The sequence below is a fragment of the Geobacillus thermocatenulatus genome, assembly GCF_002217655.1.
GTDB classification, from domain to species: domain Bacteria; phylum Bacillota; class Bacilli; order Bacillales; family Anoxybacillaceae; genus Geobacillus; species Geobacillus thermocatenulatus.
The window spans coordinates 1,054,890-1,081,778 of the sequence record NZ_NEWK01000002.1 but is presented as its reverse complement, the minus strand read 5'-3'; the positions used below and the strand labels follow the sequence as shown (position 1 = coordinate 1,081,778).

Here is a 26,889-nt window from a genome sequence, read left to right as displayed (position 1 = left end):
GTACCATTATGCATTGCCAAACAAGGGTGAATGGAAACGATGGCAGAACAACGGCGGTTTTTTCAACTCGATGAGCAATGGTGCATCGTTCACGTGCCGGAGCGCCCCAATGGGTTTGCCCTTTTTTTAATGGGCGACGGCGATCATTACGTGAACGAACAGACGAGTTTTTGGCTCGAGCATCCGGGGCGGCGCCAATGGCTGGAAGATTGGTTGGAACGTGGGTATACGGTCTTTTCGTCCCATTTGTACGGCCGGCATTGGGGAAGTCCGAAAGCGGTCCGGCTGGCGCGCCAGCTCATTTACTCGGTGTTGAAAAGCGAAATTGTGAACCAGCGCATCTACATCGTTGCCGAAGGAATGGGCGCGCTCGTTGCCTTGCAGTTGCTTGGCGCCATGCCAAGCCAAATCCGCGCCATCGCCATGATCAACCCCTGTCTTGACGTACGCGCCCAGCTTGACTATGAACAAGAACAACCATTCGTGTACCGGCGGATGGTGAAGGAAATCGCGACTGCCTATGGCTTGAAAGAAGAAGCGGTGCCGGAGGCTGTCCCGTCCCTCTTTCTCAGTCCTCATGACGTTCCGGTCACGATTTGGCAGCTGGCCGGAGTGAGCTCGTATCCATCGGCCTTGCATAGCCGTAAATATGAACAATGGATGAAAACGACAAACAACCGGGTGTGCGTCGTTTACGAGCTGCCGGAGAAACGGCGCCAACTGGCTCGGCAAATCGGGCAATTTTTCCGCCAATACAACGAACTCCCGTAAACGGCAAGACAGACGCATCGATCGGTGCGTCTGCTATTTTTTCCATAAGTCGACGAGCGAGGTGATCTTTTTCACGAGCGGTTTGAATTGTTGCAATGAGTCGGCTAGCGTATTGACGTTTTCAAACAGTTTCATGAAATCGATGTTCGGCAGTAAAGGTGGCTCTGCCCCGTTCCCTTGATCTTCGCGCTCGCCGGTCGTGCGAGAAGGAAAAGATCCGAACATTAGACGGGAAAAACGGTCTTGTCGTTCGCGACGTTGTTGCGCTTCGCCGTTGGCCATGGGCGATCCTCCCTTTCATGCGATGGTTGCTTGTATTTGTATTGTATGGCAGAAAGGAAAAAGCGGTTTGGACAAATGCCTTAGGGGAACGGAAAGCGCTCGTTCCATTTTCGTTTTCTATTGCGCATCCACGCTCTTTCGGCTAAAATTAGTACCAAGTAATAATAATTGGTGATGTAGACTGATTGTACATTCAAGTTTGGTTGCCAGCTTGAGCATTTTTTCGCCATTTTGGGAAAGAGGAGATGGACCATATGGGAGCAGGGATTATCGGGGTCGGCCGCTATGTGCCGGAGAAAGTGTTGACCAACTTTGATTTGGAAAACATGATGGATACATCGGATGAATGGATCCGAACGCGCACCGGGATCGAGGAGCGCCGCATCGCCGCGGATGACATTGATACGTCCGATATGGCGTATTTTGCCGCCAAAAGGGCGCTTCAAGACGCTGGCATGGAGGCGAAGGACATTGATCTCATTTTAGTTGCCACCGTCACCCCGGACCGTCCGTTTCCGTCGGTCGCTTGCATGCTGCAAGAGCGGCTTGGCGCCGTTAACGCCGCTGCGCTTGATATTAGCGCTGCCTGCGCAGGATTTATGTACGGGATGGTCACGGCCGCCCAATTTATTGACACAGGCGCCTACAAGTATATATTAGTAGTGGGGGCAGACAAACTATCGAAAATCACCGATTGGACCGACCGCAACACGGCGGTGCTGTTCGGCGACGGAGCCGGGGCGGTCGTCATGGGTCCGGTGTCGCCCGGGCGCGGCATTTTATCTTTCGAGTTGGGAGCTGACGGAACAGGAGGAAAACATTTATACAAAGACGAATATATCGTGATGAACGGCCGTGAAGTATTCAAGTTCGCCGTCCGGCAAATGGGAGAATCAAGCGTGCGTGTGCTTGAAAAAGCCGGGCTCACGAAAGAGGATGTCGACTTTCTCATTCCTCATCAAGCGAACATTCGCATCGTCGAAGCGGCCAGACAGCGGCTCGAGCTGCCGGAAGAGAAAATATCGACGACGATCCGCCGATATGGCAACACGTCGGCCGCATCTATTCCGATTTCGCTTGTAGAAGAGCTGGAAGCGGGTAAAATCGGTGACGATGATCTCATCGTCATGGTCGGGTTCGGCGGCGGGCTGACGTGGGGCGCGATCACCTTGCGCTGGGGCCGTTAACGGCACGTATATTATCCGAAATAAAAGGAGAGACGGAAACGATGGAAAAAAGACGAGTCGTCGTGACAGGCATAGGCGCCGTCACCCCGCTTGGGAATGACGCAGAAACGACGTGGAAAAACATCATCGCCGGGCAGTCTGGCATCGACATTGTCACCCGCGTCAATCCGGACGACTTTCCGGCAAAAGTGGCGGCGGAAGTGAAAGACTTCGATCCGTCGCTGTTTATCGACCGTCGCGAGGCGCGGAAGATGGACCGATTTACTCAATTCGCCGTCGCGGCGGCGCTCATGGCGGTCAAAGATGCCAATCTCGACATTCATGAAAGCAACGCTGAACGGGTCGGCGTCTGGATTGGTTCTGGCATCGGCGGCATGGAGACGTTTGAACAGCAGTTTGAGATTTTCCAGCAACGCGGTTATCGCCGAGTGAGCCCGTTTTTCGTGCCGATGATGATCCCGGATATGGCGGCTGGGCAAGTATCGATCATCCTTGGCGCGAAAGGGATCAATTCGTGCACGGTGACCGCTTGTGCGACCGGGGCAAACTCGATCGGTGATGCGTTTAAAGTCATTCAGCGCGGCGACGCCGATGTCATGATCACCGGCGGGACGGAAGCGCCGATTACGAAAATGTCGTTCGCTGGTTTTTGCGCCAATACGGCTCTCTCAACCAATCCAGATCCAAAAACAGCCAGCCGCCCATTTGACAAAAACCGCGACGGTTTCGTCATGGGTGAGGGAGCAGGCATCGTTGTTTTGGAGGAATTGGAGCACGCGCTGCGCCGCGGCGCGAAGATTTACGCCGAAATTGTCGGTTACGGCGCGACCGCCGATGCGTACCATATCACCGCGCCGGCGCCGGGCGGCGAAGGCGGCGTGCGGGCGATGCGCCAGGCGCTTCAAGACGCCGGCTTGAAGCCGGAGGACATTGATTACATCAACGCCCACGGCACGAGCACCGAGTACAATGATAAGTATGAGACGGCGGCGATCAAAGAAGTATTCGGCGATCACGCCTATAAGCTCGCTGTCAGCTCGACGAAGTCGATGACCGGGCATTTGCTCGGGGCGACCGGTGCGGTGGAAGCCATTTTCTCCGTGCTGGCGATCCGCGACGGCATCATTCCGCCGACGATCAACTACGAAACGCCGGATCCGGAATGCGACCTCGATTATGTGCCGAATGAAGCGCGCAGGCAAGACGTGCGTGCGGTCTTAAGCAACTCATTTGGATTTGGCGGCCATAATGCGACATTGATTTTTCAAAAATATACGTAATGGATGAAAAGGAGAGCCTTGGTTGAGCAGAGCCGAAAACTCGTGACTGGCGGCGGGTTCGGTTCAGCGTCAGGCTCTCTTTTTTGTTTGATTCACCGTCTTTTCCCTGCCGACATAATGTAAGAGAAAAGTCCTGCGGTAATATGTCAAGGTGAAAAATCATCGAAATTGGAAATTCGATTGTCCGATGATCCGAAAAAAGGCAATACTTAAGAAGCCCAGTCTTGTCTGATGTCATTAACTGGGTTTTGATGTGACAGAAGTGCATCAAAAATGCTGGGAAACCCAATCGTGTCGAGACTTCGACTCCATTTCGAATGTTCACCTATTAGGTGAAGAACCCCGAGTGCAATATTTTGTTGATTGATCCAGTTTTCTTGGCAGCTTTGAACGCGTCTTTATCACGGATTCAGGTGTTTTTGAAAATGATGAAAGAAACCGGGCAAGAATACATCATCCCCGAGCCATACCGTTGGGACGTGCTCGCCAAAAAGGATGGAATCGAGCTGAAAACGTATTACCAACAGCTGCTCATGGCGCTTGGGCAGGAAGAGAACGAACTGTTAAGGCAAATTTACACCGACGCGACGTCCAACATCCGTGAGCCGAAAAACTTGGAAAAAATCATCCGCACCATCGACGCGCTTGACTGGTACAACGCGAAAGAAGAAGGGCTCGGCGCCTTGTACGAAGGGCTGCTCGAGAAAAACGCGAGCGAATTGAAATCAGGCGCGGGGCAATATTTCACCCCCCGCGTGCTGATTGACGTCATCGTCGAACTCGTTGACCCGAAGCCCGGCGAGCGCTGCCACGACCCGGCGGCGGGGACGTTCGGCTTTATGATCGCCGCCAGCCGCCACGTCCGGGCGAAAACGGACGACCATTTTGATTTATCGGAAGAAGAAATTCGGTTCCAGAAATATGAAGCGTTCTCCGGGGTCGAGCTCGTCCGCGACACGCACCGCCTCGCGGTCATGAACGCCCTCTTGCATGATGTGCACGGCGACATTTTGCTTGGCGACACGCTCTCTCCCCTTGGCGAATAGCTGAAAGGGTATGACGTCATTTTGACAAACCCGCCGTTTGGCACAAAAAAAGGCGGGGAACGGGCGACACGGACCGACTTTACGTTTATGACGTCAAACAAGCAGCTGAACTTCCTCCAGCACATTTACCGGGCGCTCAGACCAAACGGCAAGGCGCGCGCCGCGGTCGTTGTGCCCGACAACGTGCTGTTTGAAGGCGGCGTCGGCGCCGACATCCGCCGCGACTTGATGGACAAATGCAACGTCCATACGATCTTGCGCTTGCCGACCGGCATTTTCTACGCCCAAGGGGTGAAAACGAACGTCTTGTTCTTCACCCGCGGGGAAACAGACACGGGCAACACGAAAGAAGTATGGGTGTACGATCTTCGCACGAACATGCCGTCGTTTGGCAAGCGCAATCCGTTGACGAAAGACCATTTCGCCGGATTTATGAAAGCCTACACCGCCGAAGACCGCCATCAAGTCGACGATGAACGGTGGAACGTCTTCACCCGCGACGACATCGCCAAAAAAGGCGACAGCCTCGACATCGGTCTCATCGCCGACGAATCGCTGTCCGTGTACGACAACTTGCCCGACCCGATCGACTCGGCTGAAGAAGCGGTGGAGAAATTAGAGCTCGCCATCTCGCTGCTCAATGAAGTCATTGCCGAACTGAAAGCGGCCGAACACCCGACCCGCTACGAACCGGCCAAAACTGAAATGCTCCACGTCGCTGAACGACTCGAGGTGTCAGAACGATGAGCAAGGCCAAACCAAAATCGATGGAACAGCTGCTCGAAGAAGCGCTCGTGCCCAAAGACGAGCAGCCGTACGAAGTGCCGGGGAATTGGGTGTGGGTGAGGTTGGGGCGTATCGTGAAGATTAATCCACCTAAGCCTAAACTGGCGTATAGTGATGATCATATTTGCAGTTTTCTCCCAATGAGTGCGGTTGATCCGGTAGATGGAAAGATTTCTTATTTGGAGGAACGACCTTTTCGTTCTGTTAAAAAGGGGTACACGTATTTTGAAGAAAACGATGTATTATTTGCAAAAATCACCCCTTGTATGGAAAACGGCAATAGCGTCATTACCGAAGGGTTATTAAATGGATTTGGTTTCGGTTCTACAGAATTTTATGTCATTCGAACTCCTAAAACGGTTGATAATCGTTATATCTATTATCTAGTTCGGTCTGAACGGTTTCGAAAGCAAGCGAAAAATGTAATGGCCGGTGCAGTAGGCCAGCAACGCGTCCCGAAGTTTTTCTTAGAGGAGTATCCGATCGCCTTGCCTCCCCTAAACGAACAAAAACGCATCGCCGATAAAATTGAGCGGCTGTTTGCGAAAATCGACGAAGCAAAGCGGCTGATTGAAGAAGTGAAGGAGTCGATCGAACAGCGGCGGGCGGTCATGTTGGAGAAGGCGTTTAAAGGGCAATTAGGGACAAATGACCCGAGCGAGAAAAGTATATTGGAAACATCTGATGATCTAAGTGAAAAAGACGTCATCCCGAAAGAACAATGGCCTTATGAGGTGCCGGGGAATTGGGTGTGGGTTCGTTTAAAACATTTGGTTGATTTTTTTAGTGGTTCAGCATTTCCGAATCAGTATCAAGGATATAATGATTTAGAAATCCCGTTTTATAAGGTAGGGAATCTTAAAGATACTGATTCTAATTACTATATTTACAGTGAAGAAAATACTATTTCTGAAGAAATAAGAGTCAAGTTAAAAGCAAAAAAAGTTCCAAAAGACACTATTCTGTTTGCTAAAATTGGAGAAGCTATAAGACTGAATAGACGCGGTTTAGTTCCGAAGCCAGCATGTATTGATAACAACTTAATGGGGTTTAAATCGAATGAGAATATACTTGACAATAAACTTTTATTATACTGGTCTCTTAAAGAAGATTTTTACAAATATTCTCAAGCTACTGCAGTGCCATCAATTAGAAAAAGCTCGTTAGAAGCAATCGCTTTTCCACTGCCTCCCCTAAACGAACAAAAACGCATCGCCGAGAAACTCGACAACTTATTAGAAAAATTAGAGAACGAAAAACAACTCGTTTTGGCAGTGGAGGAAAAGCTCGATTTATTAAAACAATCCGTTCTCCAAAAAGCCTTCCGCGGCGAGTTGGGGACGAATGACCCGAACGATGGACACGCGATGGAGTTGGTCAAAGAAGCGTTGCTCTCGTCAAGCGGACAGCGGTGACGCTGTTCGCTTGATCGAATCATGATTTTGCATTGTGGGGGATGGCGATGAAAATTTATGACGAGCCGTTGGCGATATCAGCGGATCAATGGCTGTCCATGCTAAACGATCGAAGCGTTTTCTATGAAGAGGATGTGGAGTTGATTCGAACATTATATTATTTTCCTGATTGCCGTGCATCGGGGAAAGAGTTAGCGCGGGTTTTAAACAAAGCGAGTCATTCTCCTTTCAATGCTCAAATAGGAAGATTGGGAAAACGCATTGTTCGAAAACACCCGGTCTGTCCAAATTGCCATGCGATGTTGCATCGGGGGAATTTATCTATTGAAGAGTTGCGGAGGATTGTGGAAGAACGCAGAACGATTTCAGTTGTTCATGAACCAAACTGACGGTCAAATAAGCGCAGTGCTTTACAGATTTGGGGATGAAGCCTTCTTTAAACATTGCCCCTAAATCACCATGGGGTGGGTTGAAATGCCTCCCAACCTTTCTGTCTCAAAGGATGAGAGGCATTTTGTCTGCCCTGCCACTGTTGAACCCGTTTGAATCAGAATGATCAAAAATGGCTTATTTTAGAAAGAAAAAGGGTGAATGTAAAACATATACATTTTTTGTTTTACCCGTTTGAATCAAGCGAGTGTTTTGGTGCAATCGTAAACTTTTGCACCATTTCTTGCAACGTTTCTGATACATTCGCCAATGAAGCGGCTGCTGACGCAATCTCTTCCATGGAAGCGAGTTGCTCTTCGGCGGAATGGGCCATTGTTTTGGACGTCTCCATCGTCTTTTCGGCTGTAGCGGCTAGTTCAGCAACGGCTGAATCCAGTTCTTGTATGCCTGCTGAAAGCTGCTGTACGGATGCTGATACGTCTTCCAATTGGGCTGAGATTGTTTTCGAGTTTGCTAAAATTGTGTTGAATTTCTCTGCTGTTTCTTGTGAAGCATCGATGCCGTCTTGAACATTTTGCATCACATCTTCCATGCTCGTTGATGTGTTCTCTACATCTTGATGGATACTGGACAACAAATGGGTAATTTGTTTTGTCGCTGCTTGCGTTTGTTCGGCCAATTTTCTCACTTCATCGGCCACGACGGCAAATCCCGCCCCATGTTCTCCTGCTCTCGCCGCTTCTATGGCGGCGTTTAAGGAAAGGAGATTCGTCTGCTCCGCGATTTGATGAATCGTGTGGACGACCGCTTCGATTTCTTTTGACCGTTCCTGCAACGTGTGAATCAGTTGTTCTGACCGGAGCACGGCTTGATGAATGTCCTGCATCTGCTCGGCATTTTTTTCTACAGATGTTTTCCCGTCTACGGCTAAGTTTGTCATATGGACGGACAAGTGGGCGATGGCTGTCGTGCGCTCCGCGATTTGCGAGACGCCCTGCGTCATTTGCTCCATGGCGGCGGCGATTTCATCGGTTTGGCTGCTTTGGCTGTCCGCTCTGCTGGCGACTTCTTGGATGCCGACAGAAACTTGTTCCGTTGACAAGGCTGTTTGCTCCGCGCTCGCTGTCAGTTCCTCTGCAGCCGCGGCGACTTGCTCTGATGCATCCGCGACTCGGGTCAGCATTTGAGAAAGATCGTCTTTCATTTTGTTATAGCTTTCGACAATTTGTCCAATTTCATCACAAGTTTGGTCATTGATGGCAACCGTAAAGTCTCCATTCCCTGCTCGCTGGAGGGCGCTGGAGACGGCGGCCAATCGAGCATGGATGCGACGCGAGAACCATATTGCGGCTGCTGATGCCATCACGAGTATGATGACGGCAGAAAGGATCAATGTTTTCAAAAGGGAAGACACGGCTGTGTCCACATATGTTTGGGGAATCCCCACATAAAACATCCCGATAATTTCTCCGCGATCGTTTTTGATCGGCATATATGCAGCTTGATACCATTGATGCAAAATATTCACTTCACGGAAGAAGGTGTTCCCTTTCTTTAACACTTGTTCCACCACTTCTGGAGGCGCGGTTGTGCCAACAGCCCGTCGATTGTTCACGATAATGTTGGTGGCAACCCGTGTTTCATTTTGAAAGATCGTGGCCGTTCCGCCCGTTAGGTTTCCGATTTCGTCAACGAGTTGATTGTTGCCATTGATTTTCTCGCTTCCTTTATAAAGCTCTCCGTTTTTGACAGCCCAACTCCCTTCATATTTTTCGCCAAGATAGTGATAGGCCAAGGAAAGACTGGATTTGACTCTTTCAAGCGTTTCTTTTTGGATTCCTTTTTTGATTTGGATGATGGCAGCAGCCGTCAAAACAATGGTTAATAGAATAATGATGCAAAAAATCAAAATATTGATTTTTGTTCCTAGCTTCAACGTTTTCAATGAGCGCTCCCCCTCTCTATTCTTTGTCAAACATATCCATTATTATAGTAACAAAAGAGGAATTCATAAATAGTGTATTGTTCCTAATTGGGGTTCTATTCGTGTATCTTAAATGTTTAAAAGCCGAGCCACTTCCGCCCGGCTTTTCGGTAGTAATGGTGAGAAACGAAACCTTTCACCTTTATCATATTCGAACGAGATCTGGTGGTTGATGCAGGAAAATCACTTGGCTTTATGCAACATACGAATAACAAAACTTGCAAGCAAAATGAGGATAACGGAACCGATCAGCGCGGGGATGATGTCAAATCCACCGATGGTGGGCCCCCAATTGCCGAACAGCTTCGTCCCAAGCCAAGCGCCGATAAACCCAGCAATAATGTTGCCAATGATTCCTCCTGGAATGTCTCGACCTGTAAGAAGACCTCCCAGCCAACCGATGACGCCCCCAACAATTAAGCTCCATAAAAAGGACATGGATGATTCCCCCTTAAAGAATGATGAAGATTCCTTCCGTATTGATATTGTATGTCAAAAGGATTGATATTTATGCACATAAAGGTGTTTATGTAAGAGGGGCTATTCTGCTTTTGGAGAATTGTCCCCATAAATGGTCATTTTCTCTTCCGCCCTCGTGCGCGGCCGGGCAGGGGGGATTTGATCGGGATCGAAGAAGCCGAGATGCAAAAAGCCGACAATTTTTTCCCCTGGTCGGACGCCGAGCCGTTCCCGCACTTTTGGGTCGTAAATGTGCGGATTGGTTTTCCACACAACCCCAAGCTGACGTTCCCAAGCGAGCAGTTGGAAGTTTTGGATCAGTGCGCTCACGGCCGCGAAGTTTTCTTCCCATTGTTTTTGGCGCGGATCTTCTCTCATGATGACGATGAGAAAGGCCTTGGCTTGTTCGAGGCGGCGGCGGGTTTTTTCTTGCTCTTCTCCAGAAAATGCTGATGCGACGGTCTCGATAAAATGTTCTTTCTGCTCTGTGGGGACGAATAGAAATCGCCACGGTTCGCGAAGGCCGTGGTTGGGCGCCCAAACGGCCTCATTCAGCAGTTCGGTGATAAGCTCAACCGGAACGGGATCGGGTTTGTATCCTTTTTTGATGGAGCGCCGCTCACGAATCGTTTTCGCAATGCCTGCGTATTGTACCGTTTCGGGAAACGATGGATTCATGGAAGATGTCCTCCTCTTTTTTTTGTTGATAATAATTATCATCATCATAATCATTATACATGATTTTCTGTTCAAATTCCATGGATTTGGTCGAAACAGCGCCGTTGTGCGGCGAGGAAAAACAGCGTTCTCTGAAAGAGGGATTAGGTTTCTACATTAACATGAAAGCCGCGCTTGACTCGCAGTCAAACGCGGCTTTCGGATGAAGGAAAACTAGCGAATGGATTCAAGCTGCTTGGCCAAATGGTGGAGTTTTTTCTCGTGCTGGATGGTTTTGGACGCGAGGAAATGGACGGTTTCTTGCGTTTCGGTCAGCTCCACGCGCAAGCCAGCGAATTTTTGTTCGAGTCGGTCGAACCGCTCGTTCACCTCGGCGCGAAATTGCTGCATCTCCGCTCTCAGCTGGTTGGCCGTTTCTTGCATTTCCGCTCTCAGCTGGTTGGCCGTTTCTTGCATTTCCGCTCTCAGCTGGTTGGCCGTTTCTTGCATTTCCGCTCTCAGTTGGTTGGCCGTTTCTTGCATTTCCGCTCTCAGTTGGTTGGCCGTTTCTTGCATTTCCGCTCTCAGTTGGTTGGCCGTTTCTTGCATTTCCGCTCTCAGTTGGTTGGCCGTTTCTTGCATTTCCGCTCTCAGTTGGTTGGCCGTTTCTTGGATTTCCGTTCTCAGTTGGTTAGTCGTTTCTTGGATTTCTGCTCTCAACTGGTTGGCGGTGTCTTGGATTTCCGCTCTCAGCTGACTTCCCATTTCGTCAATTTGGGTGCGGATGTCGCGGGAAAATATTTTCAGCGCCTCGACCACTTCTTTCACAACCGTATCGCGCTCCATGCTTGTTCACCTCCTCTTTTTTGATTATACAACGTGGAGTGGGGAAAGAAAACTGCGTTTTGAACAAGCTTTTTCTCCGTTTTCATTTGATTGATTGCAGCGTCGTGGGTGAGGTTGGAAAGTTCATGTCAATGATTGTGAAGGCGTTTTGAGGGAACGGGCGGACCTGCCTCTTCGTTAATCAAAGTATTTGTTTCTCGTTTATCACTTTTAGGAATTTATAATAAGTTATTGCTTATTATAAAAATAATAAACTTTTATTTTACTTATTGACAGAAGGGGCATATGATAAAAACAGTTATGTGATACCAATAGGGGGGATTAGAGTGGAGAAGCGAAAGATGGCTGTTTGGCCATATTCGACTGCCCATGAACAGGGGAAACGTTTTTGGTTAGGGGGAGTGGCCTTTACGTTTTTGACGGCCGCTATTGGAATGGAATTGGCCTTCCTACCTGGATTAGATCATGTTGGTCCGCTCGCTTGTGCCATTTTGCTTGCTGTGATGTATCGGCAGCTGTTTGGCTATCCAGAAGCGATTCGGCCGGGCATCCAATTTGTCTCGAAATATTTGTTGCGATTGGCCATCATGTTATTTGGTCTAAAGCTGAATATGGATGTTTTGATTCATCAAGGATGGGGGCTTGTCATTCGCGATGCGGCGGTCATTGTGTTTGCCATTCTTATGACGATTTGGGTTGGAAACATGTTGAAAGCAAGTCCTTCTTTATCCTTATTGCTGGGCATTGGAACAGGGGTATGCGGGGCGGCCGCGATTGCCGCCGTTTCTCCCATTTTAAAATCGAACGACGAGGAAACGGCCATCTCAGTTGGAATGATTGCACTTGTCGGCACGGTGTTCTCGATCGCGTATACACTGATTCGTCCTGTTTTGCCCATTTCGTCTTTCCATTACGGCATTTGGAGTGGGATGAGCTTGCATGAAATTGCCCACGTCGCGTTAGCGGGCGCTCCAGCTGGGCAGGATGCATTGGCTATGGCGTTGCTGGCAAAGTTAGGAAGAGTACTTTGGCTTGTGCCGCTCAGTTTTGTCCTCATGTATTGGAGAAGAAAAAAAGACGATGGCCAGGAGGAGGGAGAAACGAAAGTAGAATTTCCTTGGTTTTTGCTTGGATTTATCATGATGAGTTTGCTTGGCAGTTATGTGCTTGGAAACGCCATTCCTGTTTCTCAAAACGTCTTACGTTATATCTCTTCCTTCACCTCATTTCTTTTGGCGGCGGCAATGGTCGGCCTTGGATTGAATGTGGATTTGCGAAAATGGCGGACAAACGGATGGCGTCCTCTTCTTGCCATGTGTATTGTGTCTCTTCTGTTGTCTTTTTTCTCTTTTTTTATCGCTTAACGTTCAAGGGAAAAAGACGGCCCGCAAACGCTGCCGGGCGTCTTTTTATTAGGGAGATGGGGGGTGTGGTGAATGGATGATGGAAGGTTGGTGAGTACGTACGATGGTTAAAAACACCTCCATGGCTTTTGTATAAAACGGAGTTTTCGATGTCACGAGAGAAAAGTGGCGAAAAAATGGTTCATCATCGATCGGGATGATTGTTAACGTGCCAAATGAAAGTTCTTTTTTGATCGTCCAGAGAGAGAGAAATGTCAGCCCCAAACCAGCTTCTACCGCTTCTTTAATGAGCTGTGTACTGCCGAATTCCATGATTGAAGACGGAAAGAAGTTGTGTTTGAGAAAAAATTCGTCCGTTGCTTTTCTTGTTCCAGATCCTGTTTCACGAACGATCCATGTGGCGTTGCGGAGGTCATCCATCTGTACGCTCTCTTTTTGGGCATACGGATGATGAACAGAAGCAACGACAACCATTTGATCTTTGGCAAATGGTTCAATATATACATTTTTTGTTTCGATATCCATTTCGATGATCCCTACATCCAGTTGATGGCTGCTTACCATTTCGACAATTTCATTCGAGTTCCCGATGGTGATCGTTGGTTTGATTAGTGGATAGTGTTGATGCAATTTTGCGATCATCTGTGGAAGAACATACTCGCCATACGTGTAGCTGGCCCCAATAGACAGCTCCCCGCCGGCTCGATTCAGTAAATCATCAACCAGTTGATTCATGCGTGTATACAGTCCGAGTATTTCTTTCGCATAGTGATACACAATTTCGCCGGCTTTATTCAATTTGACGTACTTGTTTGTCCTGTCCAGAAGTTTCGTATCGAATAATCGCTCTAGGGTTTGGATATGCTGGCTGACAGCAGGCTGTGTCATATGCAGCTCCTCAGCTGCTTTTGTGAAGTTTCCTTTTTCCACCACTTTGACGAACACGTATAGCAACTGATCCAAGGTTGTCCCTCCAAACTTTGTTTGAATATACGCTTAGTTTATCATGGGTTTCGGTTAACGCCAATCCATTCATCTTCTGTTTTTCGGTGATTCAAGGAAAAGATCCATGGGCAACTTTTGTCCTCCACCCGGGCATGAAAATCCCCCTCTTCTCTCGCAAAGAGCCGTTCCACCAACTACAACTGAAAGGCAGACAGGTTATATGAGATGCCTGTCAAGTCATGATCCAAATGAATTTGTCACGGATTCAGGTTTTTCGTATTTCACCTAAATTTCACCTTCCCCCAGTAAAGTAATAAATCGATTACATTCTTGACATTATGCAGCAGTCATTTCGATGTAAGGGGGAAGCAGATTGAGAAAGAATTATGTGAAAATGGTGCTCGACTTGTTCATGGCGATTACGTTTGTGTTGTTAATGAATCCAAGGGTGTTCAACGGGTTGCCGTTTCATGAAATGGCCGGTTTAGTAATAGCAGTAGCTATTCTTATTCATATCGGGTTGAATTATCGCTGGGTGGTCAACACGACGAAAAAAATTTTTGCTCTGGAACTCCCGCGAAAAACACGGTTCAGTTTTTTATTAAACATCTTGCTGCTTATTTCGATGACAACGGTCATTGTATCCGGAATTTTGATTTCCCGAGTCGTTTTTCCGAATCTTGCCATCGAAGGCAACCACTTTGTTCGCGGGATTCACGACCTTTCCGCCAATATGACGCTCGCATTAGTAGGTCTTCATATTGGCGTACATTGGCAATGGATTATGAGTACTTGTAAAAAGGCGTTTAAATCGAAAGAAGGAAAATGGAGAAAGGGCGTTATTGCCTCTGCTGTGCTGTCGCTTGCTGTCTTAGCCGGCGGAATGTATTGGATTTCATTAAACGTCAAGCCCAGCGAAGGGGATTTCAAACCGAAATTTGCTGAACAAAACGCCCCATCATTTGATGAAGAAACGACTGGAACAATGCCAACGCCGCCGGACGGAGAGATACGGGACGGAAAATTCCGTAAAGAACGGGGAAGCAACAACCCGCTGCTCGCCCTACTTACCTACTTTGTCATTTGGGCCGCGGTCATCATCCCTACTTACTATCTTGAAAAACGAATGTTGAAAAATAAACGTGCAAAGGAAGCGAGTGTGTAAACTTTCTATTGCTAGGCTAGCAAAGTTATTTTTGGTAAACTAATGAGGGGGAGCACTGGGGGGTGCTCTCCTTGTTTATTATGCACATATAGAGAAGGAGGAATAAACCGATGAATAAAAAGTTTCCAGAAGGATTTTTATGGGGAGGGGCGACGGCTGCCAATCAAATTGAAGGTGGATGGAATGAAGGAAATAAAGGCTTGAGTATTGCGGATGTTCTTCCCGGCGGGAAAGAACGACTAAAATTATTGAAAGAACCAGGTTTTACCTTTGAAATCGACAAAGAAAAATATAATTACCCAAACCATGAAGCGATCGACTTTTACCATCGGTATAAAGAGGACATTGCCTTGTTTGCCGAGATGGGGTTTAAAGCGTTCCGCCTATCGATCGCCTGGACGCGCATTTTCCCGAGCGGCACCGAGCTTGAGCCGAATGAAGAAGGATTGGCCTTCTACGATCGGGTGTTCGATGAGCTGCATAAATACGGGATTGAGCCGGTGGTGACGATTTCCCATTATGAAATGCCGCTCCATTTGGCCAAAGAATACGGTGGCTGGCGGAGCCGCGAACTGGTAACGTTGTTTGAATGTTACGCCAAGGTGATTTTCCAGCGTTATAAAGATAAAGTGAAATATTGGCTGACCTTTAACGAAATAAACGGCGCGCTCCATTTTCCGCTTATGAGCATGGGGTTTGTGCCGGAAAGCGAAGAGACGAAATATCAAGAGTTGTTTCAAGCGTTCCATCATCAATTTGTCGCCAGCAGCTTGGCGGTGAAAGCGTGCCGCGAGATCATTCCGGACGCAAAAATCGGCTGCATGATTCTCGCCGCCCCGGTGTACCCGTACGACTGCAATCCAGAAAACGTCATGCATGCACTTGAAGAGGAGCGGCTGTTGAATTTCTTTTGCGCCGACGTTCAAGTGCGCGGCGAGTATCCATCCTTTATGAAACGCGTGTTCGACGAGCGCGGGGTGAAACTCGATATTCGCGACGGGGATTTGGAACTGATCAAGAAGCATACGGTCGACTACATTGGCTTAAGCTACTATATGTCCGTGACGCAGAAAAAAGATAAAACGGATGATGAGCGGATTTTTGGCAATGTTTTTGATGGAGTGAAAAATCCATTCCTGAAAGCGAGCGATTGGGGCTGGGAGATCGATCCTATAGGGCTGCGCATCATTTTAAACCGGTTGTACGATCGGTATCACGTACCGCTTTTTATTGTGGAAAACGGGCTTGGGGCGCATGACAAAGTGGAAGAAGACGGCTCGATTCACGATGATTACCGCATTGACTATTTGCGCCGTCATATTGAAGCAGCGAGTGAAGCGATCGCCGATGGCGTCGACTTGCTTGGCTATCTTGTATGGGGCTGCATTGACCTCGTGAGCGCCTCGACCGGCGAGTTTTCAAAACGGTACGGCTTGATTTACGTCGATAAACACGATGACGGCAGCGGCACGCTCGAGCGGAGAAAGAAAAAGTCGTTTGATTGGTATCAAAACGTCATCGCGACGAACGGGGAAGAGTTATAATGGGAATGACCGCAAGGGGAATTTGAAGCAAAAGGCAGCTGCTGGAAGCGAACGGCAAAATAGTAAGGGAATGCGTGCTCGCCTTGCGCTGCGGGGGAAATTGACCATCAATCCCATTTGAAGGAGGACGAAAATGATGAACATTGTGGCTCTTGTCGGAAGCTTGCGAAAAGACTCATATAACCGGAAATTAGCGGAGTGGATGAGGGAACGGTACAAAGACAAATTTCAATTGGACATTGCCGATATCGGCGCTTTGCCGCATTACAATCAAGACGATGAGCTCAATCCGCCCGAAGTCGTGGCGGCATTCAAGCGGCAAGTAGCCAATGCGGACGGGGTTTTGATCGTGACACCGGAGTACAATTGGTCCGTTCCCGGCGTGCTGAAAAACGCGTTAGACTGGCTGTCGCGTGTGGACAAAGTGTTGGTCAATAAACCCGTGATGATTGCCGGAGTATCGACAGGGATGATGGGAACAATCCGAGCCCAGCTTCATTTGCGCCAAATCTTGCAAAGCCCGGGGCTGGCTGCGAAAGTGTTGCCGCCGGCCGGGAACGAGGTGCTGGTGAATGTTGCAAGCCAAAAATTCGACGAAGCGGGAAATCTCGTTGATGCTGCGACGGTGGAATTTTTGGATCAAGTGATCGGGCGGTTTATCGAATGGGTCGGGCGCTAATGGCGACGGACTTCTTGCCTTCATAGATTGTGCGAAACAAAGGGTTGATCCAAAACGCACTCGCATTTTGGGTCAGCCCCTTTTTTGGCGTTAGTACTGTATCTTATTTTTTAGAATGTGTGTACTCTTTGTTTTGAGGACATATTGCACCTTTGGAGTAGTGGGCAAAATCAAATGTTTAACATTTGAGAAGAATGCCTACACTGAATGATGATATCAAAGCTTAGGCGGTTTTCGTTTGAAAAAGGACAATTGATTCGGGACGAAAAGACGATCATCCCCATCACCGACATGACGGCGAACGAAGCATACTCATTATAGAAAAATGTGTGAAGCTGTATCATGAAATTCTGAATATATCCAGCATTTCTTGAAGGGGTAGGCATATGAATGAAGAGTTGATTTCCGCCGAACATATTGCCATGATCGCGACAGCCGTTGTGTTAGGGACTTTAGCCCGTTTGTTGACGATTAAGGAAGATTTCCGACAATATCCGAGCTATCCGAATGGTTATTTCATTCATCTTGTAACAGGTTTTGTTGCTTCTTCCTTAGAAGGCCGGTGAAAAACAGCTGTCACGAGCAAATCAACGGCATTGTGCTAAAAAAAGAAGGCTGATTCCACAAGTTTTATCTAATTGAGAAACAGATGGAGATAGCAGTATTTTGTACTAAATCACCAGGCTTCCGGAAGATTTTAGTAATTAAACTGGGCGTCAAAAATAGAGCGGAGAAAAACGGCGGCAGTGCCGTTTTTCTTGAATGACCGTTTATTTGGCGTAGCGAATCACCGTAAGCATGCCGCCCATTCCCCCCATTGCATGTGCGTTCGTTGTATGGTGAGGTTTATGACAGTGAAAGACCCAATTTCCCGGGTTGTTGGCCAAAAATTCGATGTTCCATGTTTCTCCTGGCGCTACATTAATCGTGTTTCGTTTTAATCTTGCCATCATAGGAATCGGATTTCCGTCAACCGCGGTGACAATAAAATCATGCCCGTGAAAATGCATCGGATGAGAATCCATACTTAAATTGCCAAGGCGAATACGGACGCGTTCGCCATATCGGACAAATAAAGGAGCGGTATCAGGATAGGCTTTGCCGTTAATTGTGAAAAAATTAAACATCATTGACATTGGATCGATGTCATATATATTTGAAGCCGATTGTTTGGAAGGATGATCATTCATTGGATGGCTGCTAGTTTGCTGATGCATCTCCATCTGCACAGCCCACTCTTGAAGCAACAGAACATAATCGCGGTCCACAGGTTCTTCGTATATGCCGCGCGAAATAAGCATGCCTGCTAATCCCATTAACTCTTGTTTTGCATCATGGACATGGCTGTGGTACATAAACGTTCCTGACTGTTGGATGCGAAATTCATACGTAAAACTTTCTCCCGGTTGGATAATTGGGCTGCCCCCAGGGCCGGGTACGCCGTCCATTCGGTTGGAAACAATTAATCCGTGCCAATGGACGGATGTCGCTTCTGGCAAACGGTTTTCGACTGTAATTTGAACATAGTCCCCTTGATTGACAAGAATCGTCGGCCCGGGAATACTTCCGTTGTATCCATACCCGCGGATTTTAATTCCGTTTACCAACTCATGCACGACCGGTTCCGCCCGCAAGTGAAATTGTTTTACCCCGTTTTTGAGAACCCGAAATGGCGCATCTTTTACATTGGGCGTGATAATAGGCGTTTGAGGATTTCCTGGCAAGTAACCATGCATTCCATCTTCCCCCTTTAGAGAAGGTATCACAATTTCATCATATGCTGCGGCATGTGTGGATAGTCGTTTTATGAACAGAATACATGCAGGTGTAAATACAAAAAGCTGTAATCGGATGACACGCTCTCTGTTTTCGTTCAAGCTCAGCCGGTATGTTCACTGACATGGACTAACCTGTTATTTGCACACATATATGTGTACAAATAAACATTTGCAGGAGGGATCATCCGTTGCCGATGTTATTCACTGGGGGGATCGCGGCGGTTTTGTCTTTCATTGTGATTGCTTTCATCTTTATCAAAAGGAAGAAAATCACATGCATGGCTGGAATGATGGCGGCGATGGCGTTAGGAATGTTGGCTGGGCTGACAGGCGGCCTGCTGGCTGGGATTTCTTACAACGGCAATCTCTTTTTGTCAACCATTTTAGGAATGGCTTTCGGGTTTTTAGCTGGATTTTTAGCCGGGATGCCGATTAGCATCATGGCCATCATCGACGGTGTTTTATCAGGAGTCATGGGCGGCATGATGGGAGCGATGTTAGGAGAAATGATTGCGCCTGAATATCGGGATTCTACGGTTCACATCATGCTTGTTCTATTTGTTGGAATGGCTTGTATTGTTCTATACATGCTTCAACAAGAAACGGGGTTTAACCGTGTGTTTTTGATCAATAAACTATTCCATAATCCGCTATGGTTAGCAATCGTTCTTCCGTTGTTTTTCTATTTGTATAACCATTTATACAATGAATTTTCTCGATCTTCTAATCTTCCGATAACGAATCCGCCTATGAACCATTTTATGGAGGACCACAACCAAACTGCATCTCCGTTAAGCATCGAAACAAAGGGGAAAAAGGTAGTGGTTGAAGCGACTGAATTTTATTACTTTCCTGAGAGTTTGCAACTGACTGTAGGACAGCCTGTTACCTTAATTCTGAAAAATAGCGGTCAAATGGAACACGATATCGAATTCGAAAATATGAAGATTTTGTTACAGCAGAATGACCATGGAAACCATGCAGAAAATGCGGGTGTTCATGTTCATTCCTTGCCGGGGAAAACAGCCGAGGTGACGTTCATACCAATCGAAAGCGGTGTGTTTCGATTTTATTGTACGGTTCCAGGGCATAAAGAATCTGGTATGGTTGGATTTGCGAGAGTTTCATAAGATGATTGGCTGCCGAGATCTCTTATGTTGAATCGACGAGAGTTTCTTAGCAGGTCGTTAAAGGGGGCGGCTGGACTGCTGGCTGTTTCGGTATCGCCTGCAGGACTGGCTGCTTGCAGCAACGATAAGAAAACGGTCAATACAAGTTCAATGGCTAATCTCGGTCCTCTAAGCGAATTAGAAAAAGGAGAATTCCCCAAAAAGGTGCCGTATAAAGTCACCATAAAAGATGCATGGACCAAACAGGAAAGGGAAGGGTTTGTCTACATTAACAAAAATGAAGATGGTTCCTTACTCATTATGTCCCCGATTTGCACCCATCTAGGGTGTACCGTTGGAGATGCTGAGGAGAACATGCAGAAAGCAGGCATCCGCTTTTTATGTCCGTGCCACGCGGGGCAATATGACGAATACGGCGTCAATGTAGGAGGGCCGCCGCCAAGGCCGTTGGATATATTTGAGGCTTATGTTCAAGATGGCAATGTGTATATTGCCGTATTGAGCCCGAGAAAAAGAGAAAAATAAAAATTAGTTTTCCGCTTGCTTTAGGTTGAGTCTACCGACATGATATGGGCAAAAGAGGGAGGTTGCTGTGATGAATTTCACAATAGCAATAAAATATCTTCAAATCGTTACAGTTTATTGAAATCCATACATTCTGCAAATTGATCCGGTAAAATATAAAAATATGCAACGATTTACACTGTGTATAAAGGGGAATGAACATCCATGACAAACATGAAGAAAGCCATCATCATGACATCCGCTCTTTTTCTTCTAAGCGCCTGTTCATCGTCCAACGAAAAAGAGCAGAGCTTTATTACAAGCAAAGAACAAGCAAAATCAAACGTATCTGTTGACAACAATCCTTTCTTTCGAGAAAAAAAGGAGGGAAAGATCGAACATTTGCATGGAGTTGGTTATGCAGGCGATCAAAATGCGGTTTACTTCGCTACTCATGAAGGGTTGCTCGTTTACCAAGACAATAAGTGGTATGAAACGATTTCGAATAAACACGATTATATGGGCTTTTCAGCTACGGACGACGGCTTTTATTCATCAGGTCATCCGGAAGAAGGTTCATCGTTGGGAAATCCGCTTGGTCTTGTGAAAAGTTTTGATAATGGACAAACATTGATGAATTTAGGATTTTATAAACAGTCCGATTTCCATTATATGACCGTTGGTTATAAAAGCCATACCATCTATGTGGTGAATCAAGAAGAAAATGAAACGCTCGGACAAGGGGTGTTTTACAGTAAAGACGACGGCAAAACGTGGTCGCAAAGTCAATTGAACGGCCTGCCGCAAACGGCAGCAGGAACGATCGCTGCCCACCCAACGGACGAAAATATGGTTGGAATTAGTACATCTGAAGGAATTTTTGTTTCAAGAGATAATGGGAATACGTTTGAACGGTTCACTCGAAAAATCAATACGACGACGTTTGCGTTCCAAGAAAAATCCATTTTATTTGCAGCTGTAGAGAACAATAAGTCTATCCTAATCAAACAATCATTAGACACAAAACAAGAGGAAGTTCTTTCCGTTCCTGTGTTGGATGAAAAAGATTATATTATGTATATCACCTCTAATCCAGCAAATGACAACGAAATAGTGATCGCTACGATGAACGGGGATATTTTCATGACAAAAAATAACGGTTCGAGCTGGATAAAACTAGCATCGGAAGGAAAAATATAAAAAGACATGCGGGTGCATGTCTTTTTGTTTGCCTAAAAATATATCGCTCCACAATTTTTGCAAAATTCACTGCTACAATATAAGTAACGGATGGAGAGGGTGAGAAGAAGAGTGTATTCATTCCTAAGCCAAATCAGCAGCCTGCTAAGCCAGCCGTTTCTGAATATGGCCAACAGCACAACAGCGCTTCCTGTTTTGTCAGCGTTTCTTCTTGGCATAGTCGGAGCGATGGCTCCGTGCCAACTGACTAGCAACTTGGGAGCGATCACGTTGTACAGCAACCAATCTCTGCAAAGGGGGATCGCTTGGAAAGAACTGCTTTTATTTATTTTCGGAAAGATCATCGCTTTTTCCGGGTTAGGCTTGATCGTCTGGCTGATGGGGAAGGAGATTCAAAGTACACTGACACTATACTTTCCATGGTTAAGAAAGCTGATTGGTCCGATTCTTGTTCTCGTAGGCTTGTATTTGTTAGGGCTTTTTAAAATGTATTGGAATGTCACGTTGTTCAGAGTGCCGGAGAGATGGAGAAAAGGAAAAATCGGTTCGTTTTTCATGGGATTTGGCTTTTCGTTGGCTTTTTGTCCAACGATGTTTGTTCTATTTTTTGTTACTCTAATGCCTCTCGTATACTCAACGTCTTATGGAGTGTTGTTGCCGAGCGTCTTTGCCGTCGGAACTTCTGTACCGGTTATTTTCTTCATCCTCATCCTTTGGTACTTAGGATTGAGCGGTGCTGTCATGAAAAAAGGAAGACGGGTAGGGAAGCTCATTCAGCAAACCGCTGGAATTGTGATGGTATTGCTTGGCGTGTTAGATACCATCACTTATTGGTTTTAAAGAAGATGATGCAATAACAATGTTTGGAAGAACGTTTCAAGATGGTTAGGGTGATGTAGTTATAGTTGTATTTTTTCGTCGCAACGAAGAATCCTTTCTAATACCGATAGAAATATGAATTTTGGGGGAATGGATATTGCAATTCGGCAATATAGTCGTTCAGGGCGAAAATCTTTTGCTGATCAGCGGCTTATTGATAAGTTATGTCGTGTTTTATTATGGTATTAAAGTATTAAAAATAGAACGAAACATCATGGATTTAATTTTGAACAGTTTTATTAACGGTGTACTCATTTGGAAATTTAGTTATGTCGTTTTACATCCAAATTCAGTTTTACAAAATCCGATGACAATCCTTTATTTTAACGGGGGATATGTTGGCATTAGTATGGCGATTGTTTTTATCACGGTCTATACTTGGTTATATGTAAAAAAGCAGAATATTCCTGTGGTTTCTTATACGCGGGCAATGGTTCCAGCATATTTTGGCTATTTTAGCACCTTTGCATGGATCCGAGTAATGGAAAATTCCCAGAATTATTTCATCATTTTGCAAGCAATAGCAGCGATTTGTTTTTTTATAGTAGCATCACGAGTCAAAGCTCAAAAAACTTTATTGCAACTTCTTATATGGTTCCATCTCATTCAATTCGAACTAGCCCTGTATAAAAAATATTTTGTAAATACAGGAATCGTATCAAAAGAAGTATGGTTGTATGGATCTCTCGTTATCGTTTTTATATGTATTTCATATTGGTTAGAGAGGCGAGAAAGAGAAGAAGTTCTTGAGGAGAGGAATAAAGGACGGGGAAGGAAGGCTAATCAACTGGCTTTAGGTGTGATGGTGGTAAGTATTGCTGTATCTTCTATTTTTAACAGTCAACATGAAGTGGGAAAGGTTAAATCAAAATCGGTTCTATCTACTTCATTGGATTCAGGAAAAATCGGTACGAATAAAGGAGAAATTGCCCCAGATTTTGAATTGCGTTCAATTACAGGCGACAACATACAATTGTCTGATTTGCGTGGAAAAACGGTGATATTGAATTTTTGGGCTACTTGGTGTCCGCCTTGCAGAGCTGAAATGCCGGAAATGCAAAAGTTCTACGAAAACAATAAAAATAACAATGTAGAAATTTTGGCAGTCAACTTAACGAATAGCGAAAGAGGTTCTAATGCGGTGAGCGATTTTGTGAAAAATAAGGGAGTGACATTTAAAGTTGTGCTTGATGAGCAAGGAGACATTGGAAATCTATATGGCGCAATAACGATTCCTACCTCGTATATCATTGATAAAAATGGAGTTATCAGAAATAAATATATAGGTCCTATGTCTTATGAAACGATGGATCGCATGATTTCAGGAATTCAATAAAAGGTAAATGATGGTTCCTGCTGAGTGGAAGTGACAGGAATTGTGACTATCCACTCAGTAGGATATTTTTGATATTAAAAACCTGTGAATCCTCCAAACAAATCGGTAAAAAGAGATGATAATCTTTGTCATCCAATCAAGAAACAGCATAATTCCCATGATAACCATCAGAGTTCCCCCGACTCTGACGATGACAGTGTTATATTTTTTATCCAATTTAACTTGCCGATAAAAAACGACATGATGAAAAAAGGTGCGGCAAACCCTAATACATAGGCGAACGTATATAACATGGCTGCACTCGGTTTGGTAGCCGCCAACGCGATCACTGATACAAGAATTGGACCTGTGCAGGGAGTCCAGCCCGCAGCGAATCCTATGCCAATTAAAATTGTGAATTTTTTGTGGAAAGCGGTTTTTTTCCTGCACAGGTATTGATTACGGTTTTGTGGTGAACATGATTTGTATAAGGTATCTCTGTTGCGTTTTATACCCATTACCGGTATAATGTAATGAAAAGAGGTGATGTTTGATGAACCATTATGAAGATCATAATATGGATAAAAAAATGGTTCCACGAACGGAACAGGAAATCGAAAGCATCATCAAGCGCTTGAAGCGCATTGAAGGACAAGTGCGCGGTGTGCAAAAAATGGTGGAGGACAATCGGTATTGCATCGATATTTTAGTGCAAATTTCTGCGATCAGAGCGGCGTTGAACCAAGTCGGGCTGCAGCTGCTTGAACGCCACGTGAGCCATTGCGTGGCGAAAGCGATCCGTGAAGGGAGCGGAGACGAATCGATTCGCGAATTGATGGATGTGATGAAACAATTTTCGAAGTAAGGGAGGGAAAAGGGAAATGGGGGAGCCGAAAACCGTGACGGTGAAGGTGACCGGCATGACATGCGCCGCGTGCGCCAATCGGATTGAGAAAGTATTGAATAAGATGGATGGCGTCAAAGCCCATGTCAATTTGGCAATGGAAAAAGCAACGATTCAATATGATCCATCAAAACAAACGATCGCCGATATCGAAACGAAAATTGAGAATTTGGGGTATGGCGTTGCGACGGAAAAAGTGACGCTTGATATTGAAGGAATGACATGTGCGGCCTGTGCGACGCGGATTGAAAAAGGGTTAAATCGGATGGAAGGTGTGACAAGCGCTGCTGTCAACTTAGCGACAAACAGCGCGGTGGTCGAATACAAGGAGGGTGTTACATCTGTCGAAGACATTTTAGAGAAAATCAAAAAGCTTGGGTACAGGGGGCAAATTCGAAACGAAGAACAAGACGATGCTGACCGGAAAGAAGAGCGGCTTAAACAAAAACAACGGCAACTCGCTATTTCTATCATCTTATCGTTGCCGCTGCTTTATACGATGCTTGCCCATATGCCGTTTGCTATTGGCTTGCCGATGCCGCAGCTCTTGATGAATCCGTGGTTTCAGCTTCTTTTAGCTACACCGGTTCAGTTCTACATCGGCGGTCCTTTCTATGTCGGGGCGTACCGGGCGTTGCGAAACAAGAGTGCGAACATGGACGTCCTAGTGGCGCTTGGAACATCGGCCGCGTACGTTTACAGCTTGTACGAAGCTTTTCGGACACTTGGGAATCCTGAATATATGCCAAGATTATATTTTGAAACGAGTGCCGTCTTGATTACGCTTGTGCTTGTCGGAAAATACTTTGAGGCTCTTGCGAAAGGGCGAACAACAGAAGCTATCTCTAAGCTGTTGAGTCTGCAGGCAAAGGAAGCTACTGTCATCCGTAATGGGGAAGAAATAAAAGTTCCGCTCGAGGAAGTGGTGATCGGCGATACGATCCTTGTCAAGCCAGGAGAAAAAATCCCGGTGGACGGTACGGTCATCGCCGGAGCATCCTCCGTAGACGAATCGATGATTACCGGTGAATCGATTCCGGTTGATAAGAAGGAAGGCGACTATGTGATCGGAGCGACCATTAATACAAATGGGGTACTGACCATTCGCGCAGAAAAAGTAGGGAAAGATACAGCACTTGCCAATATCATTAAAATCGTCGAAGAGGCGCAAGGTTCGAAAGCTCCGATTCAGCGGATGGCGGACACGATCTCTGGCATTTTCGTCCCAATCGTTGTCGGAATTGCCGTGTTAGCATTTATCATTTGGTATCTCTTGGTGGCGCCAAACGATCTACCAAAAGCGCTTGAAGTCGCAATTGCCGTTCTCGTCATTGCGTGTCCGTGTGCGCTCGGTTTGGCCACGCCAACATCAATTATGGTCGGTACAGGCAAAGGGGCAGAACATGGCATTCTCTTTAAAGGGGGTGAGTACCTAGAGGGAACGCATAAAATCAACGCGGTCTTACTCGATAAAACAGGAACAGTGACAAAAGGAAAACCAGAAGTGACAGATGTGTTACAATTCCAAGAAAACATGCTTGACTATGCCGTTTCCGCCGAGAGCGCTTCCGAACATCCGTTAGCGCAAGCAATTGTGGCGTACGGAAAAACAAACGGAATTGTCGCGAAGCCGTTGACGCATTTCTCTGCGCTCGTCGGGCATGGAGTAGAAGCAACGGTGAACGGAAAGCATGTGCTCATCGGCACGCGCAAGTTAATGAACGAACGTGCGGTCGATATTGCCGAACATGAGTCAACAATGATAAAGCTTGAAAATGAAGGAAAAACGGTCATGCTCGTTGCGATCGATGGACAGCTTGCTGGAATGATCGCTGTTGCCGATACGATCAAGGAAACGTCGAAACAAGCAATTGTGACATTAAAACAAATGGGCATCGACGTGTACATGGTAACGGGAGACAATAAACGGACAGCGGAAGCAATCGCGAAACAAGTCGGCATTGAACACGTATACTCGGAAGTGCTTCCAGAAGACAAAGCGAACATCGTGGAGGATTTGCAAAAACAAGGAAAACGAGTCGCGATGGTCGGTGATGGAATTAATGACGCTCCAGCTCTTGCGAAAGCGGATATTGGGATGGCGATTGGCACGGGAGCTGATGTCGCCATCGAGACCGCGGACGTGACCTTGGTCGGCGGCGATTTGCGCCATATCCCGAAAGCCATTGAGTTGAGCCGCCAAACGATGAAAAACATTCGGCAAAATCTGTTCTGGGCGTTGTTTTATAATACGATCGGCATTCCGGTCGCCGCATTCGGATTATTGGAACCATGGATCGCGGGGGCGGCGATGGCGTTCAGCTCGGTGTCGGTTGTTACCAACGCGCTTCGTTTGAAGCGCGTGAAAATATAAACATT

24 protein-coding genes and 2 pseudogenes are annotated in these 26,889 nt (G+C 46.5%); 18 read left to right on the top strand and 8 right to left on the bottom strand.

The features are described from left to right. Positions 1 to 30 precede the first annotated feature (30 nt). On the top strand, positions 31 to 771 hold the full coding sequence (locus tag B9L19_RS14340; RefSeq protein ID WP_033023955.1) for an alpha/beta fold hydrolase: 741 nt from the start codon (positions 31 to 33) through the stop codon (positions 769 to 771). A 33-nt stretch (positions 772 to 804) separates the two neighbouring features. Here the strand turns inward: B9L19_RS14340 and B9L19_RS14335 are convergent, their stop codons facing one another. Beyond that, positions 805 to 1,053 carry a hypothetical protein gene (locus B9L19_RS14335; protein WP_025948681.1) on the bottom strand — a complete coding sequence of 83 codons (249 nt, stop codon included), beginning with the start codon at positions 1,051 to 1,053 and terminating at the stop codon, positions 805 to 807. A gap of 254 nt (positions 1,054 to 1,307) precedes the next feature. Between B9L19_RS14335 and B9L19_RS14330 the strand changes: the two genes are divergently transcribed. The 5 genes and pseudogenes from B9L19_RS14330 to B9L19_RS14310 all read left to right on the top strand — a co-directional run bounded on the left by B9L19_RS14330 (position 1,308) and on the right by B9L19_RS14310 (position 7,156). Further along, on the top strand, positions 1,308 to 2,240 hold the full coding sequence (locus B9L19_RS14330; RefSeq protein ID WP_025948680.1) for a beta-ketoacyl-ACP synthase III: 933 nt from the start codon (positions 1,308 to 1,310) through the stop codon (positions 2,238 to 2,240). A 41-nt stretch (positions 2,241 to 2,281) separates the two neighbouring features. Then, complete coding sequence (fabF, locus tag B9L19_RS14325; RefSeq protein WP_047753518.1) at positions 2,282 to 3,520, top strand: beta-ketoacyl-ACP synthase II; 1,239 nt, start codon at positions 2,282 to 2,284, stop codon at positions 3,518 to 3,520. 353 nt (positions 3,521 to 3,873) lie between these two features. Then, positions 3,874 to 5,313: pseudogene (locus B9L19_RS14320) on the top strand (HsdM family class I SAM-dependent methyltransferase). Next, positions 5,310 to 6,767: a restriction endonuclease subunit S gene (locus B9L19_RS14315; RefSeq protein WP_047753496.1), complete on the top strand. Its 1,458-nt coding sequence runs from the start codon at positions 5,310 to 5,312 to the stop codon at positions 6,765 to 6,767. The pseudogene B9L19_RS14320 and the gene B9L19_RS14315 overlap by 4 nt, the downstream one beginning before the upstream one ends. Before the next feature lie 47 nt (positions 6,768 to 6,814). After that, positions 6,815 to 7,156: a hypothetical protein gene (locus B9L19_RS14310; RefSeq protein ID WP_047753495.1), complete on the top strand. Its 342-nt coding sequence runs from the start codon at positions 6,815 to 6,817 to the stop codon at positions 7,154 to 7,156. Between the two features lie 227 nt (positions 7,157 to 7,383). Here the strand turns inward: B9L19_RS14310 and B9L19_RS14305 are convergent, their stop codons facing one another. From B9L19_RS14305 to B9L19_RS19845, 4 genes are all read right to left on the bottom strand, one after another. Then, positions 7,384 to 9,102, bottom strand: a complete 1,719-nt coding sequence (locus B9L19_RS14305) for a methyl-accepting chemotaxis protein (protein ID WP_053004414.1) — start codon at positions 9,100 to 9,102, stop codon at positions 7,384 to 7,386. A gap of 222 nt (positions 9,103 to 9,324) precedes the next feature. Continuing rightward, on the bottom strand, positions 9,325 to 9,579 hold the full coding sequence (locus B9L19_RS14300; protein WP_047753493.1) for a GlsB/YeaQ/YmgE family stress response membrane protein: 255 nt from the start codon (positions 9,577 to 9,579) through the stop codon (positions 9,325 to 9,327). A gap of 102 nt (positions 9,580 to 9,681) precedes the next feature. Further along, on the bottom strand, positions 9,682 to 10,278 hold the full coding sequence (locus tag B9L19_RS14295; RefSeq protein ID WP_053915507.1) for a nitroreductase family protein: 597 nt from the start codon (positions 10,276 to 10,278) through the stop codon (positions 9,682 to 9,684). Between the two features lie 213 nt (positions 10,279 to 10,491). After that, entirely contained in the window at positions 10,492 to 10,833 is a 342-nt protein-coding gene (locus B9L19_RS19845) for an SPFH domain-containing protein (RefSeq protein ID WP_053004418.1), read from the bottom strand. A gap of 611 nt (positions 10,834 to 11,444) precedes the next feature. On the opposite strand from B9L19_RS19845, the gene B9L19_RS14285 reads away from it, so the two are divergent. Next, complete coding sequence (locus tag B9L19_RS14285) at positions 11,445 to 12,467, top strand: YeiH family protein (protein WP_047753485.1); 1,023 nt, start codon at positions 11,445 to 11,447, stop codon at positions 12,465 to 12,467. 48 nt (positions 12,468 to 12,515) lie between these two features. Here B9L19_RS14285 and B9L19_RS14280 read toward each other — a convergent pair whose 3' ends face one another. Further along, entirely contained in the window at positions 12,516 to 13,430 is a 915-nt protein-coding gene (locus tag B9L19_RS14280) for a LysR family transcriptional regulator (protein WP_025948617.1), read from the bottom strand. Positions 13,431 to 13,806: 376 nt separating this feature from the next. On the opposite strand from B9L19_RS14280, the gene B9L19_RS14275 reads away from it, so the two are divergent. From B9L19_RS14275 to B9L19_RS14260, 4 genes are all read left to right on the top strand, one after another. Beyond that, positions 13,807 to 14,577 (top strand): DUF4405 domain-containing protein, encoded by a 771-nt coding sequence (locus B9L19_RS14275; protein WP_047753491.1) that lies wholly within the window; start codon positions 13,807 to 13,809, stop codon positions 14,575 to 14,577. Between the two features lie 110 nt (positions 14,578 to 14,687). Beyond that, positions 14,688 to 16,121 carry a glycoside hydrolase family 1 protein gene (locus tag B9L19_RS14270; protein ID WP_047753484.1) on the top strand — a complete coding sequence of 478 codons (1,434 nt, stop codon included), beginning with the start codon at positions 14,688 to 14,690 and terminating at the stop codon, positions 16,119 to 16,121. A gap of 136 nt (positions 16,122 to 16,257) precedes the next feature. After that, a complete protein-coding gene (locus B9L19_RS14265; RefSeq protein ID WP_047753490.1) occupies positions 16,258 to 16,800 on the top strand; it encodes an NADPH-dependent FMN reductase in 543 nt (180 codons plus the stop codon). 386 nt (positions 16,801 to 17,186) lie between these two features. Beyond that, the gene (locus B9L19_RS14260) at positions 17,187 to 17,366 is read left to right on the top strand and encodes a YIEGIA domain-containing protein (RefSeq protein ID WP_047753483.1); all 180 of its coding nucleotides are present in this window, start codon (positions 17,187 to 17,189) and stop codon (positions 17,364 to 17,366) included. 204 nt (positions 17,367 to 17,570) lie between these two features. Here the strand turns inward: B9L19_RS14260 and B9L19_RS14255 are convergent, their stop codons facing one another. Beyond that, positions 17,571 to 18,536: a multicopper oxidase family protein gene (locus B9L19_RS14255; RefSeq protein ID WP_047753482.1), complete on the bottom strand. Its 966-nt coding sequence runs from the start codon at positions 18,534 to 18,536 to the stop codon at positions 17,571 to 17,573. A 236-nt stretch (positions 18,537 to 18,772) separates the two neighbouring features. Between B9L19_RS14255 and B9L19_RS14250 the strand changes: the two genes are divergently transcribed. The 5 genes from B9L19_RS14250 to B9L19_RS14230 all read left to right on the top strand — a co-directional run bounded on the left by B9L19_RS14250 (position 18,773) and on the right by B9L19_RS14230 (position 23,627). Further along, complete coding sequence (locus B9L19_RS14250; protein ID WP_089114007.1) at positions 18,773 to 19,708, top strand: cupredoxin domain-containing protein; 936 nt, start codon at positions 18,773 to 18,775, stop codon at positions 19,706 to 19,708. Positions 19,709 to 19,732: 24 nt separating this feature from the next. After that, positions 19,733 to 20,233: a QcrA and Rieske domain-containing protein gene (locus tag B9L19_RS14245; RefSeq protein WP_047753481.1), complete on the top strand. Its 501-nt coding sequence runs from the start codon at positions 19,733 to 19,735 to the stop codon at positions 20,231 to 20,233. A gap of 204 nt (positions 20,234 to 20,437) precedes the next feature. Next, on the top strand, positions 20,438 to 21,412 hold the full coding sequence (locus B9L19_RS14240) for a F510_1955 family glycosylhydrolase (RefSeq protein ID WP_047753480.1): 975 nt from the start codon (positions 20,438 to 20,440) through the stop codon (positions 21,410 to 21,412). Between the two features lie 111 nt (positions 21,413 to 21,523). Then, positions 21,524 to 22,252, top strand: coding sequence for an urease accessory protein UreH domain-containing protein (locus tag B9L19_RS14235; RefSeq protein ID WP_047753479.1), 729 nt, complete (start codon positions 21,524 to 21,526; stop codon positions 22,250 to 22,252). A gap of 136 nt (positions 22,253 to 22,388) precedes the next feature. Continuing rightward, a complete protein-coding gene (locus B9L19_RS14230) occupies positions 22,389 to 23,627 on the top strand; it encodes a redoxin domain-containing protein (RefSeq protein WP_425268985.1) in 1,239 nt (412 codons plus the stop codon). Positions 23,628 to 23,701: 74 nt separating this feature from the next. Here B9L19_RS14230 and B9L19_RS14225 read toward each other — a convergent pair. Next, a pseudogene (locus B9L19_RS14225) lies at positions 23,702 to 24,022 on the bottom strand (urease accessory protein UreH domain-containing protein); the annotation flags it as partial. 137 nt (positions 24,023 to 24,159) lie between these two features. Here B9L19_RS14225 and B9L19_RS14220 point away from each other — a divergent pair. Both B9L19_RS14220 and B9L19_RS14215 read left to right on the top strand, forming a co-directional pair. Continuing rightward, complete coding sequence (locus tag B9L19_RS14220) at positions 24,160 to 24,471, top strand: metal-sensing transcriptional repressor (RefSeq protein ID WP_025948613.1); 312 nt, start codon at positions 24,160 to 24,162, stop codon at positions 24,469 to 24,471. Between the two features lie 16 nt (positions 24,472 to 24,487). After that, positions 24,488 to 26,884: a heavy metal translocating P-type ATPase gene (locus B9L19_RS14215; RefSeq protein ID WP_025948612.1), complete on the top strand. Its 2,397-nt coding sequence runs from the start codon at positions 24,488 to 24,490 to the stop codon at positions 26,882 to 26,884. Positions 26,885 to 26,889 lie beyond the last annotated feature (5 nt).

Excerpts from the sequence above, each read along its gene's own strand:
- B9L19_RS14340 (WP_033023955.1), top strand. The coding sequence starts at position 31 with ATGGAAACGATGGCAGAACAACGGCGGTTTTTTCAACTCGATGAGCAA.
- B9L19_RS14335 (WP_025948681.1), bottom strand. The coding sequence starts at position 1,053 with ATGGCCAACGGCGAAGCGCAACAACGTCGCGAACGACAAGACCGTTTT.
- B9L19_RS14330 (WP_025948680.1), top strand. The coding sequence starts at position 1,308 with ATGGGAGCAGGGATTATCGGGGTCGGCCGCTATGTGCCGGAGAAAGTG.
- fabF (WP_047753518.1), top strand. The coding sequence starts at position 2,282 with ATGGAAAAAAGACGAGTCGTCGTGACAGGCATAGGCGCCGTCACCCCG.
- B9L19_RS14315 (WP_047753496.1), top strand. The coding sequence starts at position 5,310 with ATGAGCAAGGCCAAACCAAAATCGATGGAACAGCTGCTCGAAGAAGCG.
- B9L19_RS14310 (WP_047753495.1), top strand. The coding sequence starts at position 6,815 with ATGAAAATTTATGACGAGCCGTTGGCGATATCAGCGGATCAATGGCTG.
- B9L19_RS14300 (WP_047753493.1), bottom strand. The coding sequence starts at position 9,579 with ATGTCCTTTTTATGGAGCTTAATTGTTGGGGGCGTCATCGGTTGGCTG.
- B9L19_RS14295 (WP_053915507.1), bottom strand. The coding sequence starts at position 10,278 with ATGAATCCATCGTTTCCCGAAACGGTACAATACGCAGGCATTGCGAAA.
- B9L19_RS19845 (WP_053004418.1), bottom strand. The coding sequence starts at position 10,833 with ATGCAAGAAACGGCCAACCAACTGAGAGCGGAAATGCAAGAAACGGCC.
- B9L19_RS14285 (WP_047753485.1), top strand. The coding sequence starts at position 11,445 with ATGGCTGTTTGGCCATATTCGACTGCCCATGAACAGGGGAAACGTTTT.
- B9L19_RS14275 (WP_047753491.1), top strand. The coding sequence starts at position 13,807 with ATGGTGCTCGACTTGTTCATGGCGATTACGTTTGTGTTGTTAATGAAT.
- B9L19_RS14270 (WP_047753484.1), top strand. The coding sequence starts at position 14,688 with ATGAATAAAAAGTTTCCAGAAGGATTTTTATGGGGAGGGGCGACGGCT.
- B9L19_RS14265 (WP_047753490.1), top strand. The coding sequence starts at position 16,258 with ATGAACATTGTGGCTCTTGTCGGAAGCTTGCGAAAAGACTCATATAAC.
- B9L19_RS14260 (WP_047753483.1), top strand. The coding sequence starts at position 17,187 with ATGAATGAAGAGTTGATTTCCGCCGAACATATTGCCATGATCGCGACA.
- B9L19_RS14255 (WP_047753482.1), bottom strand. The coding sequence starts at position 18,536 with ATGCATGGTTACTTGCCAGGAAATCCTCAAACGCCTATTATCACGCCC.
- B9L19_RS14250 (WP_089114007.1), top strand. The coding sequence starts at position 18,773 with ATGTTATTCACTGGGGGGATCGCGGCGGTTTTGTCTTTCATTGTGATT.
- B9L19_RS14245 (WP_047753481.1), top strand. The coding sequence starts at position 19,733 with ATGTTGAATCGACGAGAGTTTCTTAGCAGGTCGTTAAAGGGGGCGGCT.
- B9L19_RS14240 (WP_047753480.1), top strand. The coding sequence starts at position 20,438 with ATGACAAACATGAAGAAAGCCATCATCATGACATCCGCTCTTTTTCTT.
- B9L19_RS14220 (WP_025948613.1), top strand. The coding sequence starts at position 24,160 with ATGAACCATTATGAAGATCATAATATGGATAAAAAAATGGTTCCACGA.
- B9L19_RS14215 (WP_025948612.1), top strand. The coding sequence starts at position 24,488 with ATGGGGGAGCCGAAAACCGTGACGGTGAAGGTGACCGGCATGACATGC.